The organism is Nocardia araoensis NBRC 100135 (genome assembly GCF_000308435.1).
In the GTDB taxonomy this organism is placed as follows: Bacteria; Actinomycetota; Actinomycetes; order Mycobacteriales; family Mycobacteriaceae; genus Nocardia; species Nocardia araoensis.
The window spans coordinates 115,731-131,730 of sequence record NZ_BAFR01000204.1; the positions used below are offsets into that span (position 1 = coordinate 115,731).

Annotated in this window: 16 protein-coding genes; 4 read left to right on the forward strand and 12 right to left on the reverse strand. The window is 69.4% G+C overall.

Annotated elements, in window-relative coordinates:
- Window positions 1-17 precede the first annotated feature (17 nt).
- The 7 genes from ON21_RS27060 to uraD all read right to left on the reverse strand — a co-directional run bounded on the left by ON21_RS27060 (window position 18) and on the right by uraD (window position 8,286).
- Window positions 18-1,232, reverse strand: a complete 1,215-nt coding sequence (locus ON21_RS27060) for a DUF6986 family protein (protein ID WP_039802254.1) — start codon at window positions 1,230-1,232, stop codon at window positions 18-20.
- Complete coding sequence (locus tag ON21_RS27065) at window positions 1,229-3,991, reverse strand: molybdopterin-dependent oxidoreductase (RefSeq protein ID WP_039802392.1); 2,763 nt, start codon at window positions 3,989-3,991, stop codon at window positions 1,229-1,231. The genes ON21_RS27060 and ON21_RS27065 overlap by 4 nt, the downstream gene beginning before the upstream one ends.
- Entirely contained in the window at window positions 3,991-4,833 is an 843-nt protein-coding gene (locus ON21_RS27070) for an FAD binding domain-containing protein (protein WP_039802256.1), read from the reverse strand. The genes ON21_RS27065 and ON21_RS27070 overlap by 1 nt, the downstream gene beginning before the upstream one ends.
- A 378-nt stretch (window positions 4,834-5,211) precedes the next feature.
- A complete protein-coding gene (locus ON21_RS27075) occupies window positions 5,212-6,573 on the reverse strand; it encodes an 8-oxoguanine deaminase (protein ID WP_039802258.1) in 1,362 nt (453 codons plus the stop codon).
- A complete protein-coding gene (gene pucL, locus ON21_RS27080) occupies window positions 6,561-7,466 on the reverse strand; it encodes a factor-independent urate hydroxylase (RefSeq protein ID WP_039802260.1) in 906 nt (301 codons plus the stop codon). The genes ON21_RS27075 and pucL overlap by 13 nt, the downstream gene beginning before the upstream one ends.
- 2 nt (window positions 7,467-7,468) lie before the next feature.
- Window positions 7,469-7,786: a hydroxyisourate hydrolase gene (gene uraH / locus ON21_RS27085; RefSeq protein ID WP_039802262.1), complete on the reverse strand. Its 318-nt coding sequence runs from the start codon at window positions 7,784-7,786 to the stop codon at window positions 7,469-7,471.
- The gene (gene uraD, locus ON21_RS27090; protein WP_039802264.1) at window positions 7,783-8,286 is read right to left on the reverse strand and encodes a 2-oxo-4-hydroxy-4-carboxy-5-ureidoimidazoline decarboxylase; all 504 of its coding nucleotides are present in this window, start codon (window positions 8,284-8,286) and stop codon (window positions 7,783-7,785) included. Before uraD ends, uraH begins: the two co-directional genes overlap by 4 nt.
- Window positions 8,287-8,422: 136 nt before the next feature.
- Between uraD and ON21_RS27095 the strand changes: the two genes are divergently transcribed.
- Window positions 8,423-9,019, forward strand: a complete 597-nt coding sequence (locus tag ON21_RS27095) for a nucleotidyltransferase family protein (RefSeq protein WP_051021389.1) — start codon at window positions 8,423-8,425, stop codon at window positions 9,017-9,019.
- 13 nt (window positions 9,020-9,032) lie between these two features.
- A complete protein-coding gene (locus ON21_RS27100) occupies window positions 9,033-10,052 on the forward strand; it encodes an XdhC family protein (protein WP_039802269.1) in 1,020 nt (339 codons plus the stop codon).
- Between the two features lies 1 nt (window position 10,053).
- Here the strand turns inward: ON21_RS27100 and ON21_RS27105 are convergent, their stop codons facing one another.
- Genes ON21_RS27105 through ON21_RS27120 form a run of 5 tightly spaced genes read right to left on the reverse strand, consistent with a single transcriptional unit; the run spans window position 10,054 to window position 13,727 of the window.
- Window positions 10,054-11,142, reverse strand: coding sequence for an ABC transporter substrate-binding protein (locus tag ON21_RS27105; RefSeq protein ID WP_039802271.1), 1,089 nt, complete (start codon window positions 11,140-11,142; stop codon window positions 10,054-10,056).
- 60 nt (window positions 11,143-11,202) lie between these two features.
- A complete protein-coding gene (locus ON21_RS27110) occupies window positions 11,203-12,000 on the reverse strand; it encodes an ABC transporter permease (protein WP_039802273.1) in 798 nt (265 codons plus the stop codon).
- 52 nt (window positions 12,001-12,052) lie between these two features.
- A complete protein-coding gene (locus ON21_RS27115; RefSeq protein ID WP_039802275.1) occupies window positions 12,053-12,799 on the reverse strand; it encodes an ABC transporter permease in 747 nt (248 codons plus the stop codon).
- On the reverse strand, window positions 12,796-12,927 hold the full coding sequence (locus ON21_RS40655; protein WP_281032699.1) for a hypothetical protein: 132 nt from the start codon (window positions 12,925-12,927) through the stop codon (window positions 12,796-12,798). Before ON21_RS40655 ends, ON21_RS27115 begins: the two co-directional genes overlap by 4 nt.
- Window positions 12,924-13,727, reverse strand: a complete 804-nt coding sequence (locus tag ON21_RS27120) for an ABC transporter ATP-binding protein (RefSeq protein WP_039802394.1) — start codon at window positions 13,725-13,727, stop codon at window positions 12,924-12,926. Before ON21_RS27120 ends, ON21_RS40655 begins: the two co-directional genes overlap by 4 nt.
- Before the next feature lie 142 nt (window positions 13,728-13,869).
- Here ON21_RS27120 and pnuC point away from each other — a divergent pair, with 142 nt between their 5' ends.
- Together pnuC and ON21_RS38740 are read left to right on the forward strand one after the other, a co-directional pair.
- Complete coding sequence (gene pnuC, locus ON21_RS27125; protein ID WP_039802276.1) at window positions 13,870-14,571, forward strand: nicotinamide riboside transporter PnuC; 702 nt, start codon at window positions 13,870-13,872, stop codon at window positions 14,569-14,571.
- Window positions 14,572-14,960: 389 nt separating this feature from the next.
- Window positions 14,961-15,857, forward strand: a complete 897-nt coding sequence (locus ON21_RS38740) for a hypothetical protein (RefSeq protein WP_157170984.1) — start codon at window positions 14,961-14,963, stop codon at window positions 15,855-15,857.
- Window positions 15,858-16,000: the final 143 nt, after the last annotated feature.

The following is a 16,000-nucleotide window of genomic DNA, read 5'->3' on the forward strand; positions in this document are numbered from 1 at the left end:
CCCGTCCGGATGGCCGATCACGGCGCCTCCGGTATCGGCGCGCGTGCCGCCAGTGCCCGCAGAACCGTTTCGGTGAGTTCCGCGGCGCCCGCGTCCGGGCGGGCCCCGCAATCGATGCCGCGCAGGACGGTTACGGCCAGCGCTTCCGCGGTGGCGGGCTCGTCGATGATGTCGCCGCCGCGCCGCGCGAGGTAGTCCCGCAGGCGCGGCACCGCGACGTCGATCGCCCGGCGGAAGAAGTCGTAGGTGGCCAGCCAGCGGGTGACCAGGTGACCCGGATGCATGTCCCAGCCCTGGTAGTACCCGCGCCGCAACGCCCGGGCGACCAACCGGTGGTGGTTGCGCAGCGCGGCCTCCGGATCGGCGTCGGGCACGATCTGGGTGGAACCGTCGCACACCCACACCCCGGTCTGCGCGGCCGCGACCTGCATCACCGCCTTGGCGTAGTCGGCAGCCGGATGGTCGAGCGCCTGATCCGGTGCGGCGACACCGCACGCGGCGGTGTAGTCGTAGGTACCGAAATGCAATGCGCTGCAACGTCCTTCGGAACGAGTGAGCATGGCGGCCACCGGCGCGGCGCCATCCGCGGCCAGGATCGCCTGCGGGCTCTCGATCTGCAACTCGAAGCGCAGGCTGCCCTCGGCGATGCCGTACCCGCGTTCCAGGCCCACGCACAGCTGCACCAGAGCCGTAACCTGCTGCACGGCACGAATTTTCGGCACGGTGAAGACGAATCCATCGGGCACGCCACCCGCGCCCTCCAGCACGAGGTCGAGCGTGCGCAGCGCCCGCCGCCGCTCGCCGCCGCCCAAACCCTTCATCCGGATGCCGCTGCCGGCCGGGCCTCCCGGGCGCCGCGCCCAGGCCGCCAGCACCGCGCCCGCCGCCGTGGCCGCGCGGTCCTCCTCGGCGTCGGCGCGCAGGCCGTAGCCGTCCTCGAAGTCGATACGCAGATCCTGGACCGGGTCGGCTTCCAGCCGCTTGCGCACGTCGGGCAGCGAATCGGTCTCGTCCAGGGTGGCCAGCAGGTCGTGGTGGCGGTCGAGCAGTTCCACCGCGGTCGCGCCCCATTCCTCGGGAGTCTCCTCGGCGACCCGGTCGGCCGGGACGTACACGGTGTGGATCGGTTGGGAGCGGCCGTTCGAGCCGGGATACCGGCGGCGCAACTCGGTGTCGACCTCGTCGAGCAGGGCCTCGACCCGGGCGCGGACGTTCTCCGGCAGCTTCGTCATCGTGCCTCCTTGTCCCGCAGCGCGGCCCAGACCCGGTCCGCGGTCATCGGCAGCCGGTACAGCCGAACGCCGATCGCGTCGCGGATCGCGTTGGCCAGCGCGGGTGCGACCGGGTTGTACGGCGATTCGCTCATCGACTTGGCGCCCAGCGGGCCGAGCGCGTCGGACGTCTCGGCGAAGTAGACCTCCGTGCGCGGCACGTCGGCGAACTGCGGTATGTGGTAGTGCCGCAGGGTCTGCGCACCCACCACCCCGTGCGCGCTGCGCATGTCCTCGTACAGCGCCGTGCCGATGGCCTGCGCCGCGCCGCCCTCGACCTGCCCGCGGCACTGCACCGGGTTGAGCACCGTGCCCGCGTCGGCGGCCTGGATCGACTGGAGGATGCGCACCGCGCCCGTGTCGGGGTGCACGGCGACGCGGAACGCGTGCACGTTGAAGCTCACCGATCTGGGGCTGCCGTCGTGCTCCGCGCGGGCGGTGAGATCACCGCCGGTCAGCAGATCGGCCGCGGTGAGCAGCCGGTCGCCGCAGTGAACGCCGCCGGAATTCAGCACGCACTCCCGCTCCGCGACGCCCGTCAGCTCCGCCGCCCTGGCCAGCAGGAGCCCGCGCAGCGCGCACGCCGCCGCGTACACGGCCTTGCCCGCGACCACGATGCCGGTGGAACCGAACGCGCCGGTGTCGTGATCGACCAGGTCGGTGTCGCCGTGCCGGACCACGATGCGGTCGACCTCGGTGTCCAGCGCGGTCGCCGCGAGCTGCGCGTGCACCGTTGTCGTACCGTTGCCGAACTCCGCCGTGCCGGAACGGATCTCGTAGCGGCCATCGGGCAGCAGAGTGGCCGTCGCGGTGGACCGGTGACCGCGCGGCGGAACGGTCGCGATCATCGCCGCGGCCATGCCGGTGCCGACCCGCCACTGCGGGCCGGGCGCGTGCACGTCGTTGCCGCGCAGCAGCGCGCGTTCGGCGAGGTCGAGGCACTGGTCCAGGCCGTAGCTGCCGAACATGAGATCGCTCTCGTTCACCGCGGCGCCGACGAACCGGTCGCCGGGCACCACGGCATTGCGGCGACGCAGTTCGAACGGGTCCATGCCGAGCGCGTGCGCGAGCTCGTCCAGAGCCGACTCCACCGCGAAGATCACTTGTCCGAGACCGTATCCGCGGAACGCGCCGGAGGGAATGTTGTTGGTGTACACCGCCTGCGCGTCGACCCGCTTGTTGGCGCAGCGGTACAGCTCCACCGACTCGGCGACGCCGTGATACATCACCCCGCCGCTGTGATTGCCGTAGGCGCCGGTGTCGGCGAGCACGTCGACGGCCAAGGCGGTCAGCACACCGCGCGCGTCGGCGCCTGCGGTCACCTCCACCCGCATCGGATGGCGGCAGGTCGCGGCGGTGAACTCCTCGGAACGGGTGTACTCGTACTGCACCGGCCGACCGGTGCGCAGCACGGCCAGGGCGATCAGGTCCTCGGCCAGCAGCTCCTGTTTCGCGCCGAACCCGCCGCCCACCCTGGCCGTGAACACCCGCACCTGTGCGGCCGACCGGCCGAACAGGCGGCACAGTTCGTCGCGGACGAGGAACGGAACCTGGGTGCTGCACCGGATGACCAGCCGTCCGGCGTCGTCCAGCCAGCCGACCCCACCGTGCGTCTCCAGGTGCACGTGCTGCCCGCGCGGCGAGTGCCAGACCCCGCGCACGACCTGGGCGGCGGCGGCCAGGCCCGCCGCGACATCGCCCACCTCGCCGTGCAACTCGGCGACCAGGTTGCGTTCCGGATCGGCGATCCGGGCCGAGGCAGGCTTGTCCCCGTGCAGCTTCGGCGCGTCGGCGCGTAGCGCTTCCTGCGGGTCGAACACCGCGGGCAGGACCTCGTAGTCGACCTCGAGCAGACGGCAACCTTCGCGGGCGATCGCGACGCTGTCGGCCACCACCGCCGCCACCCGCTGCCCCACGAACCGCACCGTCCGGTCCAGCACGTAGGTGTCGTCGGGGTCGTCGGTGCGCAGTTCGTGACGCGCGGTGGAGAACGGCACGTCCGGTGCGTCGGCATGGGTGAGCACGGCGTGCACGCCCGGCAGCGCTTCGGCGGCGGCGGTGCCGATGGAACGGATCCGCGCGTGGGGGTGCGGACTCCGCAGCACCGCGATGTGCAGCGGGGCGGCCGGTGGCGCGTTGTCGGCGTCGCCCGGTCGCGGCCAGTCGAAGGTGTACGGCTCGCGTCCGGAGACGATGCGCGGCCCGGCCGGGGCGCCCGCTCCGGCGATCGCCGCGTCCGGATCGGGCGCGACGGCGGCGGGATCGTCCGGGGTGAGCTGCTCGCCGAGCGCGGCGCGGATGGCGCGGTAACCCGTGCAGCGGCAGAGGTTGCCCTTCATCAACTCGGCGAGTTCCTCGCCCGGAACGCCGGCCTGCTCGTCCGCGGCACATCCGAGCCCCGCGGCCGTGACCACCATGCCCGCGGTGCAGAACCCGCACTGGAACGCCGCGTCGGCGACGAACCGGCGCTGCACCGGATGCGGGTGCTCGGGCGTTCCCAGCCCGGCGGCGGTGGTGACGGACCGTCCGGCGGCGCGATAGGCGGGAAAGACGCAGGAGTGCACCGCCATTCCGTCGACCAGCACCGAGCAGGCCCCGCAATCGCCCGTGTCACAGCCCTTCTTCACCGCCAGACTGCCGCTGTCCCGCAGCGCCGTCCGCAGGCACTGCCCAGGCCGCGCCGCGATGTCGACGGTCCTGCCGTCCACTTCGAATCGCATCAGCATCCCCGCAGTTCCGCCGCGACCTCGCCGGCGAGCACCCCCGCGACATGCCTGCGCCACTCCGGCGACCCGTGCGGATCGTCGAACCACAGGGCCGGATCGACAGTGTCCACGGCATCGCGTATCTCGCCCTCGGCGGGCGGTGCGGCGAAGTCCAGCACGACGGGTCTGATCGTGGCGGCCGTAATGGTGACCGCGCTACGGCCACTTCCTTCTCGCCGCCCCATCACGACGGCGCCGGACCGGCCAAGCGGGGCGAGCGCGATCTTCCGAAAACTGGTGCGCGCCAGCAAACTCGAGCGCGGCAAGCGGATCGAGCGCAGCACTTCCCCGGGCCGCAGCACCGTACGTCCGGGACCGACGACGAACTCCCGCATCGGGATTTCCCGATCGGCGCCGTCCTGGGCCCACACGAGTGCCGTTCCGTCCAGCGCCACCAGCGCGCCGAGCACCGCTCCCGCGGGCAGCGCGAGGCAGACGTTGCCCCCGACGGTCGCGGTGCGCCAGATCTTGTGCGAGGCCAGCAGCGCCCGGCAGGAGCTGGCGAACAGCGCCGTCCCCGGCCACTGGTCGCGCAGCACCCCCGTCCCCAGCTCACGGCCCGGCGCGGCGCCGGCGAACTCGGCCAGGGTGCAGGTCGCGGCGATGTCCAGCCCGCCGTCCACGATCTCCAACGCGGGCCACCCCAGGCCGGTGATGTCGACCAGACGCAGCAGCTGGTCCTGCGGCTCGGAGAACAGGAAGGTCCCTCCGGCGAGCACCGCGGTGGAAGCACCGAGCACGGCCAGGTCTTCTCGCTCCCGAGCGATCACCACCTCGCGGATCGTGTCCAGGTCCACGTCTCACCTCGTTCCTGCCTCTCCGTCACCGTAGAGCCAGTCGGTTGCCGCCATATTGCGCGCGACCCACCGCAGATTGCGCGGCCGTTACCGCGCCGCACGACGGCCGCCCACGCCCGGGAACCGCCCCGCCCGCAGGCTGTGCGGGCAGGCCGTCCACGACACCACGCCTCCGCCTCGTCGGCCCGTCCGAGCCGACCCTGCTTCAGTATTGCTCGTCCCGCCTGACCAGGCACGACACCTCGCCCAGATCAGCGCGGCGATTCTCGGCGACGAGCTGTCCCGACCATCCACAGCACCGGCCTCGACCAGCACGGGCCATACGGCCACCGCACCCCCTCCCGGCGGCATCACCGACGCCCGATCAGCGCGAGTCGTTCAACCGGCCTTCGCGAGCAACGTCGCCTGCGCCCGCGCGACCTCGGCCGCCACCACCTCCGTGTCGACCGTCCTGACCTCGCCGTCACGCACCACCTCGCGCCCGTTCACCAGCAGCGCCGCCAGCGGCGGGGGCGAGCCGAGCACCAGGGCGGTCACCGGATCCGCGATCCCGGCGTGCGCGACGGTGTCCAGCCGCCACAGCGCCAGATCCGCCAGCTTGCCCACCTCGATCGAACCGATGTCGGCGGCGCGGCCCAGCACCCGCGCGCCGCCCATGGTGGCCAGTTCCAGCGCGGTGCGCACGGTCATCGCATGCGGTCCACCCCGGTTGCGCGCCCACAGCAAGGCATGACGCGGCTCCTCGATCATCGAACCGGCCTCGTTGCTGGCCGCCCCGTCGACGCCGAGTCCAACCGGGACGCCCGCGCCTACCAGATCGACGATGCGAGCGACGCCCGCGCCGAGCCGCGCGTTCGACGTGGGGCAGTGCGCCACGCCGGTACCGGTCCGCGCCATGGCGCGGACAGCGCCGTCGTCCAGGTGGACGGCGTGGGCGTACCAGACATCGGGACCGAACCAGTCCAGCCGCTGCATGTACTGCGCGGGCGTACAGCCGAAAGTCGCCAGACAGTAGTCCTGCTCGTCGACGGTCTCGGCGAGGTGGGTGTGCAGCCGGACCCCGGTGTCGCGGGCCAGCGCCGCCGACTCGCGCAGCAGGTCCGGCGTCACCGAGAAGGGCGAGCACGGCGCCAGCGCGATCCGCAGCATGGCGTCGGACGACGGGTCGTGCCACCGCGCGACGGCCTCCGCGCTCGCGGCGAGGATGTCGTCCAGGCGTTCCACCAGGTGATCGGGCGGCAGGCCGCCCGAGCTCGCGCCCAGATCCATCGAGCCGCGACAGGGATGGAACCGCAGGCCCACCCGCGCCGCCGCGGTGATCTCGGCGGCCAGCGGGTCACCGCCGTCGCGCGGGAACACGTAGTGGTGATCGGTGGTGGTGGTGCACCCGGTGCGCGCGAGGGCGGCGAGCGCACCCGTGGCCGCCACGCGCACCCCGTCCTCGTCGATGCCTGCCCAGACCGGGTACAGGGCGGTGAGCCATTCGAACAGCGTGTGGTCGGTGGCCAGGCCGCGGGTGATCCATTGGTAGAGGTGGTGATGGGCGTTCACCAACCCGGGTGTGAGCAGGCAGCCGCGCCCGTCGACGCGCCGCGCACCCGGGCCGAGCTCCGGCGGATCGCCCGCGCCGACCGCGTCGATCCGGTTGCCGCGCACGACGACGTGCCCGCGGGCGTACTCGGTGCCGTTGGCGTCGACGGTCGCGACGGCACAGTCCGCGATGACGGTCACCTGGTCCACGCGGGGCCCGCTTCCGGCGCGTCGGCCCGCGCCACGGTGGCGTGGATCAGCCCGTAGGGACGGTCGTCGGCGTGGTAGACCTCGCCGTGGTTCTCGATGCCGAAGCGGCCGAGATCGTAGTCGAAGTGGTGCTTGTTCGGCGCCGCGAGCCGGATCTCGGCCAGCACCGGGAACGCCCCCAGCGCGGCCTTGCCCATTTCGAACAGCGTCTGCTGCAACGCCTTCGAATGCACGGTCGCGAAGGTCTCCACCAATCGCGCCCGCACGCCGGTGTAGACCTCGTCCCAGTCGACGCCCTCGCTGCTCGCGAAGCGCCACTCGGCGATCAGCGAGGTGGCCAGCATCCGATCGCGCGTCGGCGCGAGCACGGTGAACTCGTCGGTCAGGAAGTCGGCGAACTCCGAGCCGGTCGACTTCAGAATGGTCAGGTCCTTCACCCCGCCGACGACCCAGGCCCGCCGCTCGGCGCCTTTCCCGGTTACGGTGACCGCGGCCGTGCGCACTTCCGGACCCTGCCGCACCCAGGTGTGATCGTGTTCCACACCGCCGACCGTGACGCGCTGCCAGGCGTATTCGTCGACCTCGATCCGCGCGCTGCGCACCGGTTCGATCTCGGCGACGAAATGATCGGCCAGCGCGAGCGCGTAGTCCTCGACAGCCCGCAGCCCGGGACGCTTCGCGAAGGCGTAGGCCGTCTGCTTCTGCGAGTCGGTGGGCAGGACCTTCGCTTGGTCGCCCGCGACGTACGCGTCGGCGAAATCGCCGCGCAGCACCGTGGATACGTTCACGTCGCGGATCTCGTGGCGTGCGCTCTGCCGGTGGATGCGCACGATCCGATTCTCCGCCTTGCCGTATCGATGGTCGGTCAGCACGATGGGTCCGGTCAGTTTCATGCTCAGCTCCCTCGATAGGTGGAAAAGGCGAAGGGCGACAACAGCAACGGGACGTGATAGCGCCGTTCCTCGGTCACGGTGAACACGATGCTCACCTCGGGATAGAAGGTTTCCACCCCTTGGCCGGCGAAGTAGGCGCCGGTGTCGAACACCAGCCGATAGGTTCCGGATTCGAGCGCTTCGCCCAATGCCCTGATCCGCCCGTCCGCGCCCGTTTCGCCCGAATCGAGCTGGCGGTTCTGTTGGTACAACGTCACCGTGACGCCCGCGGCGGGCACGCCGCGCACCGCGTCGAGCACATGCGTGCTCAGCGTGCTCACGACCGCCCCACCAGCAGCGCGCGCAGCCGGATCCGATTGATCTTGCCCAATTCTGTTCGCACGACCTGCCTTTCGGTCTCGGGATCATTGCGTAACCGGGCGTTGAGCAGCGCGAGCAGCTCCTCGCCCGTCTTTCCGCTCGCACACACCAGATAGATGTGCCCGAACCGTTCCTCGTAGGCACGGTTGCCTTCGGCGAGCGCCGCGCGTACCGCGTCGGCCGCACCCGCCACCCCGGCCTGCTCCCGCGTCGACGCGGCGGAGCGCGGTCGCTCGCCGATTCTGGGATGACCCGCCAGCGCCAGGTCGAGCTCGGACTCCGGCAACCGCGCCAACGCTTCGTCCGCCGCCTCGAGCAGCGCCTCGACGCTGCGGTACGGACGGCCCGCGACCAGCGACCGCGCGAAGCCCGGCGACGAGCAGCAACCGAGCACCGCCCGGTAGGCCGCGTCGTCGGACAGCGCGTCGAACGCCGCGATACCGCGTCGCTGATCCGTCATCGGACCAGCATCGAGTACGACCGGACGAGCCGCCACCGGAAGCGGAGGGATCAGCTTCGGCGTGTCGCTCCGGGACCACGCCTGAGCACCGGTTTCCCCTCGTGCGACGCAGACCTGCCGGTATTACCTTTTATGCATGGCCGACCCTGATCGCTCCGCTGTCGCACCATGCGCCGGCGTCGTGCTCGCCGCCGGCGCCGGAACCCGCTACGGAAAACCCAAAGTGCTCGCCGAGGACGGCGCCTGGCTGCGGGCCACGGTCGCCGCGCTGCGCGACGGCGGTTGCGACCCGGTGATCGTGGTGCTCGGCGCGACCGGCCCCACGCCGCGGATCGTCGATCTGCCGTCGGACGTGCGGCACGTGTGGGCGGCGGACTGGGCGACCGGGCTGAGCGCATCGCTGCGGGCGGGCCTGATCGCCGCGGCGAGCACCCCGGCGCGCTACGCCGCGATCATGCCGGTCGACACCCCCGATATCGGCGCCGACGTGGTCGCCCGAGTGCTCGCCGCCGCGCTCGCGGCCCCCAGCGGCTTGGCCCGCGCCGTGTTCCACGACACACCCGGCCACCCTGTTGTCATCGCCCACAAGCACTGGAACGCCATTTCTGGATCGGCCTCAGGAGATTCCGGCGCCCGCACCTATTTGACCGGCAGAAACGATATGGTGTGCGTCACGTGCGACGATTTGGCGACGGGGGTCGATCGTGATTTCCCGGCCACGACCGCACGGTGATCGGAGCTAGCAGATGCGGGACATCGTCGACGACCTGTTGCGGGTGTGGTACTCGGGCCGTACCGGCGGACTCGGCACCATCGTGCGCACGGTGGGCGCCGCCCCCTTACCGGTGGGCTCGGCGATGCTGGTCGACCCGGACGGGGGCGTCTACGGGTCGATCGCCGCGGGCGGGCTGGAGGACATCGCGTACGAGGCCGTGCTCCAGGCCGCGCGGACCGGCCGTCGTGCGATGCACCGTTTCGGCTTGGACGGGGGCGCGAACGGCGAGGGGATGGTGGACGTCTTCACCGAACCGTTCTCTCGAAGACACTTCCCGGAGTTCCCGGACGTCGCCGCCGAGATCGCGGCGCACCGCAGGGTCACCGTCTTCACGGTGGTGTGGAACTCCGACGCCGACCTGATCGGCCAGCACCTGATCACCGACAAGAGGCACGCCACCGAGTTGGTCGCGCTCCCCGATTCCGACGTCTTCGTCGCCTCGTTCGCTCCGCCGCCGCGCCTGATCATCTTCGGCGCCAATTCCTTCGCCGCCGCGCTCACCGTGCAGGCCGATTTGCTCGGCTACCGGGTGACCATCTGCGATTCCCGCCCCAATTTCGCTACGCCGGAATCGTTTCCCGGCGCGGAGGTCGTGGTCGACTGGCCGCACCGCTACCTCAACATCCTCTCCGCGGCCGGTGAAATCGACAGCAGCACAGCGATAGTCGTGGTCTCGCACGATCCTACGTTCGAGATTCCGCTGCTCACCGTGGCGCTGCGACTACCCGAGCTCGGCTATCTCGGCGCCGTGGGGTCACGCCAGGTGCACATTCGGCGCATGGAGGACCTGCGCGCAGGCGGATTCGGCGAGGAGACGCTGTCGCGGCTGCACTCGCCCGCAGGATTCGACATCGGCGCGCGCACCGCGCCCGAGATGGCCGTCGCGATCGCGGCCGAGCTGCTGGCCGCCCGCGCCGCGCAGCCGGTGCGAGCGGTCGATCCGTACAGCGGCGAGATCCCGATCACGCCGAAGACAGCCGTGGGACTCTAGCTCATTTCAGGCCGGGATTCTCGGCATACACCTCGCGCAGTACCGACAGGTCGAACAACTGCGCGGCCTTGATATCGATCTTCGCGGCGCGCAGCGCGGCGATGTTCTGCTCGATCAAGGCGTCGGTCATCGAGAGCAAGCCGCCCGTGGCCGTATCCGCCGAAACCACCAGATCGTTCTGCGCCACGGCCTCTTTGGTCTGCTCGGCGAGATCGAGCTTCTGATCCTTGCCGTACACCTCGACCGCGAGCCGCGCCGCTTCGGCCGGGTCGGCCACCGCGTCCTTCCAGCCTTTGATCTCGGCGACGAGGAACGCCTTGAGCTTGTCGCGCTCGTTGTCGATGGTCGACTGCGCGACCGTGAGCGTCTCGGCGACCAGCGGCAGGTTGAAGTCGGCGAACAAGAAATGGGTGTTCTGGAAGCCCTTGGCCGCCAGGGTGATCGGTTCGTTGGTCACGTAGCTGACCCATCCGTCGACCTCGCCGTTGGCCAGCGGGGTCGGGTCGAATTGCGCGGGCACGACGGTGACATCGCCCGGCTTCAACCCGTTGGCGGTGAGCAGCGCGTTGAAGATCAGCTGGTTGGTGTCCTGCACACCGATCTTGCGGCCCTTCATGTCCTGCGGCGTCTTGATCGGTTTCGCCGCGGAGGACACGATCGCGAACGGGTTCTTCTGATAGGTGGTCGCGACGATCTTGGCGGGCAGGCCCTCCAGGATCGCGGGTGCGGTGGTCTGCGGCGCGGACAGGCCGAGCCACACCTTCCCGGTGTCCAAGCCGGCCTCCACCGACGTGCTGGCCGCGCCGCCCGCGATCAGGTCGACCGAACCGAAACCCGCCTCCTTGAAATAGCCTTTCGAATCGGCGAAGTATTCGCCCGCGAATTCGATGTTCTTCAGCCAGGACAGCTGCACCGCGACGCCGCCGTATTTCGAGCCGTCCGCGGTGGTGCCGCCCGGCCCATCACCGGAGTTCCCGCCGCAGGCGGCCAGCGCCCCGGCACCGCCGAGGGCGGCGCCGGCGAACGCGGAGTAACGGAGAAACGAGCGTCGGTTCAGGTGCCCGAACGTGGAGCGGTGCGCGGGTGTCATGGGCCGAATCTAAAGGCAGCGCGTTTCATTTTCTTTACTTTGACGTTCCGAGCGAGGAATTCACAGTCGTCCCGCTTCCGGTCCGAACCGGGCGAGCACCAGGTTCTCCACGACGCCGACGATCGCGTAGAGCACCACCGAGACCAACGTGACGATGACGATCGATGCCCACAACTTGCTGTACTGGAAGGTCGGGATCGCCCGGATCAGGCTGGCGCCCAGACCGGTGCCGCTGCCGAGCCACTCGCCGAGCAACGCGCCGATCAGCGCACCCGGCACCGAGATCCGCGCGGCGGCGAACACCGACGGCAGCGCGGCGGGCACGGCCACCATGCGCAACCCGGTCCAGCGCGACCCGCCGTACGCGGTCACCAACTCCAGCGCCTGCCGCGGCGCGTCACGCAATCCCGCCATGATCATGACCAGCGCGGGGAAGAACACCACGATCGCGGCGAGCACCGCGACCCCGGCCACGCCACGGCCGAACACCAGCACGATGATCGGCGTGAGCGCCACCAGCGGCACCGAGCGCAGCAGCATCGCCACCGGAAGGAAGGTCTGCTCGAGCGCGGCGAAGGACACGAACAGCGCGGCCACCACCAGTGCGGCGAGCATGCCCGCGCCGAAACCGATGGCCGCGTCGCGCAACGTGATCTGCAGATCGTCCAGGATCGCCTGCCGCGCGGTCGCGGCGTTGGGCGCCGTCACCAAGTAGGTCCAGATATCGCCCGGCGTCTTGCCGACCCGCGGGCCGACCTGCGGAAACGCTTTCAAGAATACGTACCAGATCACCAGCATCAGCAGCAGCGAGGTGCACAGCGGGAACAGGAAGATCCCGATCCGTCGCAGCAGATTCATCGGGCGGCCCCCGTAACCTCGTTCGGCGCAATACTCGTCGTACCGTCGGGCGTCACCGCGCCTCCCGGACGGTCCAGGGCGCGGCCAGGCGGGCGACCAGCGCCACCAGCGTGTAGCCGACTCCGGCCAGCGCCGCGGCGGCCAGCGCCATGCCCCAGGTGCGCGGCACGTTGTAGGAGGTCTGCGCGGCGGTCAGCGCCACCCCGATGCCGCTGTCCACGCCACCGAGGTACTCGCCGATGATCGCGCCGAGCACGGCCGACGGCGCGGCGATCTTCAACGCCGCGAACGTGCTCGGCAGCGCCGATATCGCCTGCACCCGGTACAACTGCTGCCAGCGCCCGCCGCCGTAGGCGCGCACCAGTTCCAGGCTGGTCCGGTCGGCCGAGCGCAACCCGGCGACGGTGCCGACCATGGTGGTGAAGAAGCAGTACATCGCGGCCAAGAAGACCGTCGGGGTACGACCGCCGAACACCACCAGGATGATCGGGCCGAGCGCGAGCAGCGGGGTGCAATAGCTCAGGATCGCCAACTGGGTGGCCAGCGACTCGATCGGCGGAACCAGCACGATCAGGACGGCAAGGGCGATGGCCAGGCCGTTGCCCCAGACGAATCCCTGCAACGCGCCGAGCGCGGTGATCCGGAAATTGGGGCCGTACAGGTCCCAGCCGTCGGTGTACATGGTGTGCAGCACCTGCCAGGGGCTGGGTATGGTGCCGCCCGCGACCTCGACCGCCGCCAGAGCCCACCACACCGCGACCAGCCCGAGCACGCCGAGCACGCCGCCGAAGCGCTTCACGCCGTGTCTCCCGTCCGCCGCACGCAGCGCGCGAACGGGTGCCGCCGCGCCGACCAGGTGTGCGCGCTCGACCGCTGCCAGCCCGGCCTGCGATGGCGCAGGCAGCGTTCCGGTTGGTGCTCGTTCATGCGACGCCTCCTTTTCCCGCGCTCCCGAACAGCAGCTCCGACAGATAGTCGTGCAGTTTGTGGAACTCCGGTGTCCGCATCATCTCCGGCAGCCGCGGACGCGGCAGATCGATTTCCACCAGTTCCAGCACCCGCCCCGGCCGCGGGCTCATCACGGCCACCACGTCCGACAGGAACACCGCCTCGGCGATGCCGTGGGTGACCATCAGCGTCGTCGCGGGCTTCTCGGTCCAGATCCGCAGCAACTCCAGATTCAGCCGCTGTCTGGTCATGTCGTCGAGCGCGCCGAACGGTTCGTCCAACAGCAGCACGGTCGGCTGCACCACCAGTGCGCGCGCGATCGAAACGCGCTGGCGCATGCCGCCCGAGAGCTGCGCGGGCTTGGCCTTCTCGAAGCCCTCCAGCCCGACCAGGCGGATCAGGTCATCGATCTGCCCCGGTTCCGGCGGGATGCCCGCGACTTGCAGCGGCAGCGCGATATTCGACGCCACCGACCGCCACGGCAGCAGCGCCGAATCCTGGAACGCGATGCCGAAGGCGTGCCTGCCCCGCAGTTCGGCGGGCGTCGCGCCGTCGATCAGCGCCTTGCCCGCCGTCGGCGTCTCCAGACCGGCCAGAATGCGCAACACCGTGGACTTGCCGCAGCCGGACGGACCGAGCAGCGACAGGAACGCGCCCTGCTCGGTGTGCAGATCGACGCTCGCCAGCGCCTCTACGGTTTTCCGCCCGACTCGGAAGGTCTTGGTCAATCCGCTGAGATGAATTCCGGTCCCCCCGGCGGTGCCGCTCTCCGTGCTCATGACGGCCACCATAGGAGCAGCCCGTTGCACGGACATTGCGAATGGCGTCGCCAGATTGCGCAATCGTTACGGTCCGCACGCGCATTTCCGATCGCGGCGATCCGATCGGATGAGATGCGCCCCGCCGCGGGTTACACGACAGGTGAACCCGATCCTCGCGCTGCTCGACGCCAAGCTGCACATCGCGGGCTCGGAGATCCTCTGGCGCGAGGTGATCGGCAACGGCTTCGGCTTGGCCTCCGCGATCGGCGGCATGCGGCGGCGGGTCTGGGCCTGGCCGGTCGGCATCGCCGGGAACGCCCTGCTGTTCACCGTGTTCGTCGGTGGGGTGTTCCACACTCCGCAGCACCTGAACATGGCCGGGCAGGCCGGACGACAGCTGATGTTCGTCGCGGTCAGCGTCTTCGGCTGGTGGAGCTGGTACCGGCACGCGGCGCGCGGGACCGAGCTCGAGCACCGCGGCGTCGATCCGCGCTGGGCGAGCACGCGTGAACGCGTCGTCCTGGTGGTGGCGATGCTCGCGGGGACGGCCGTTTTCGCCCGGTTCTTCGAATGGCTGGGATCTTACGGTCCATGGGCCGAAGCATGGATCTTCACCGGGTCGGTGCTGGCCACCTACGGCATGGCACGCGGCTGGGCCGAGTTCTGGTTGATCTGGATCGCCGTCGACCTCGTCGGGATTCCGCTGCTGATCCGAGCGGGCTACTACCCTTCGGCGACGCTGTATCTGGTCTACGCGGGATTCGTCGTGTGGGGCTTCCTCATCTGGGTGCGGACCATGCGCCGAGGCACCGGCAGCGATGCGGCGCTCGCTCGAGTGGCGGCCACCGCCCCGGGCGAATAACCGGATGTTCCCGGTTCACATATCGGTAACCTCGTCGCTACCGTCCAGAATCCACCCCTCACCACATCAATTCCCATTAGCGGGAACAATCACGGCGACCGGGGATTGCCGACTACGCCGAACCTCTTGCCACACAACCATTGTCACATACCTGAAACAAATCGTATCGATGGGGGACATTGCCCGACGGCCCCCGCTGTCCGCCGAATCCTGCTGACGCGAAGATCGGATGATACGGTTCACAGCAAACGGTCCGCAGCACGCACCATGCGTCATCGGATCGTCAATTCGAACGTGAGTTTGTTTTCGAGGTCCGGCGTATGTTTCCCGAGCGCTTGCATGGGGTTTCCCGAGCGATCCTGGGAGGCGCCGAAGACATAGTTCGGGCATTGAGCAGATATGCGGCACACGACGGTGGTGCGATCAAGTCTCGGAGCGAGGGGCTTCGTCGTATTGCCGACCGAGCCAGGGCGGCCGACGAACAAGGCAGCCGGAATATCGCCGCCGCATCCGGTCTGCCAAACAATTCGTCCAGAGCCGAATTTTCACCGACGAGCAATGCGGGTTCGCAACTTCCCATTCGTCGGCGGCCCGGCGGAACCGAGCGGATCAACAGGCAGATCGGCGAGGGACTACTAGAACGACATGGCATCGAGGCGTACGGGTTCGGCACACCGGGCGTCAGTACAGATACGGTCCGTGGCATCGCCGCAGCCTTGGACGATATGCTCGCCAAATATCCGCACACCAGAATTCTATCCATAGAGATCGGCGACGTCGAGGGAGATATCGCCAGGGCGCTCGAAGACAGAGTCGGCCTTACCGATCTCAGAGCGACCAGGATAACATTCTCCACCAAGTACGCCACAGACCCGGTACTGCTCTCCACAGACGTATCCAAAGCGGTGCAGAGACGACATTTCGTCCCGAGATCCCACGGCCCGGCATATAGCACCATTGTTCACGAATTCGGCCATGCGCTAACTTACGCAGGTCGCTCGGCGGCTGTGGGCAAGGCCGACTCGGCTTTGTTGGATCATTATCGAAAGACATACGGCCACAAGGGCTCTGACAGCGACACGGACGAATCCTACCTAAAATGGCGTGACCAGCTGAGCGGCTACAGCTTCTGGAAAAATGGGGAGTTCCATCCGGTCGAGGCCCTGGCTGAGGCGTTCGCCGACGTCGAGCTGAATGGCGCCCGTGCCAGCGAACCCGCACAGGTTATGCATAGGCTACTGGTGGATACGGCAGAGTCGCAGTGGCGGAGAGAAGGATTGATGTGAGGGGCAGAGGTTTGTCAGCCGATCAGCTTCGACGCAACTTCGATACGAACCTGGCACGTGCGAAAGAGGGGCTGGCTCCAGGATCTCATTCAGGTCTCGGGCCTCGTGTCGAGGACACGTTGATCGCGATAGCGCTGGCCTAC

Excerpts from the sequence above, each read along its gene's own strand:
- ON21_RS40655 (WP_281032699.1), bottom strand. The coding sequence starts at position 12,927 with ATGAACGAGCACCAACCGGAACGCTGCCTGCGCCATCGCAGGCCGGGC.
- ON21_RS27110 (WP_039802273.1), bottom strand. The coding sequence starts at position 12,000 with ATGAATCTGCTGCGACGGATCGGGATCTTCCTGTTCCCGCTGTGCACC.
- ON21_RS27120 (WP_039802394.1), bottom strand. The coding sequence starts at position 13,727 with ATGAGCACGGAGAGCGGCACCGCCGGGGGGACCGGAATTCATCTCAGC.
- pucL (WP_039802260.1), bottom strand. The coding sequence starts at position 7,466 with ATGAAACTGACCGGACCCATCGTGCTGACCGACCATCGATACGGCAAG.
- ON21_RS27100 (WP_039802269.1), top strand. The coding sequence starts at position 9,033 with ATGCGGGACATCGTCGACGACCTGTTGCGGGTGTGGTACTCGGGCCGT.
- ON21_RS27065 (WP_039802392.1), bottom strand. The coding sequence starts at position 3,991 with ATGCGATTCGAAGTGGACGGCAGGACCGTCGACATCGCGGCGCGGCCT.
- uraD (WP_039802264.1), bottom strand. The coding sequence starts at position 8,286 with ATGACGGATCAGCGACGCGGTATCGCGGCGTTCGACGCGCTGTCCGAC.
- ON21_RS27060 (WP_039802254.1), bottom strand. The coding sequence starts at position 1,232 with ATGACGAAGCTGCCGGAGAACGTCCGCGCCCGGGTCGAGGCCCTGCTC.
- ON21_RS27105 (WP_039802271.1), bottom strand. The coding sequence starts at position 11,142 with ATGACACCCGCGCACCGCTCCACGTTCGGGCACCTGAACCGACGCTCG.
- ON21_RS27095 (WP_051021389.1), top strand. The coding sequence starts at position 8,423 with ATGGCCGACCCTGATCGCTCCGCTGTCGCACCATGCGCCGGCGTCGTG.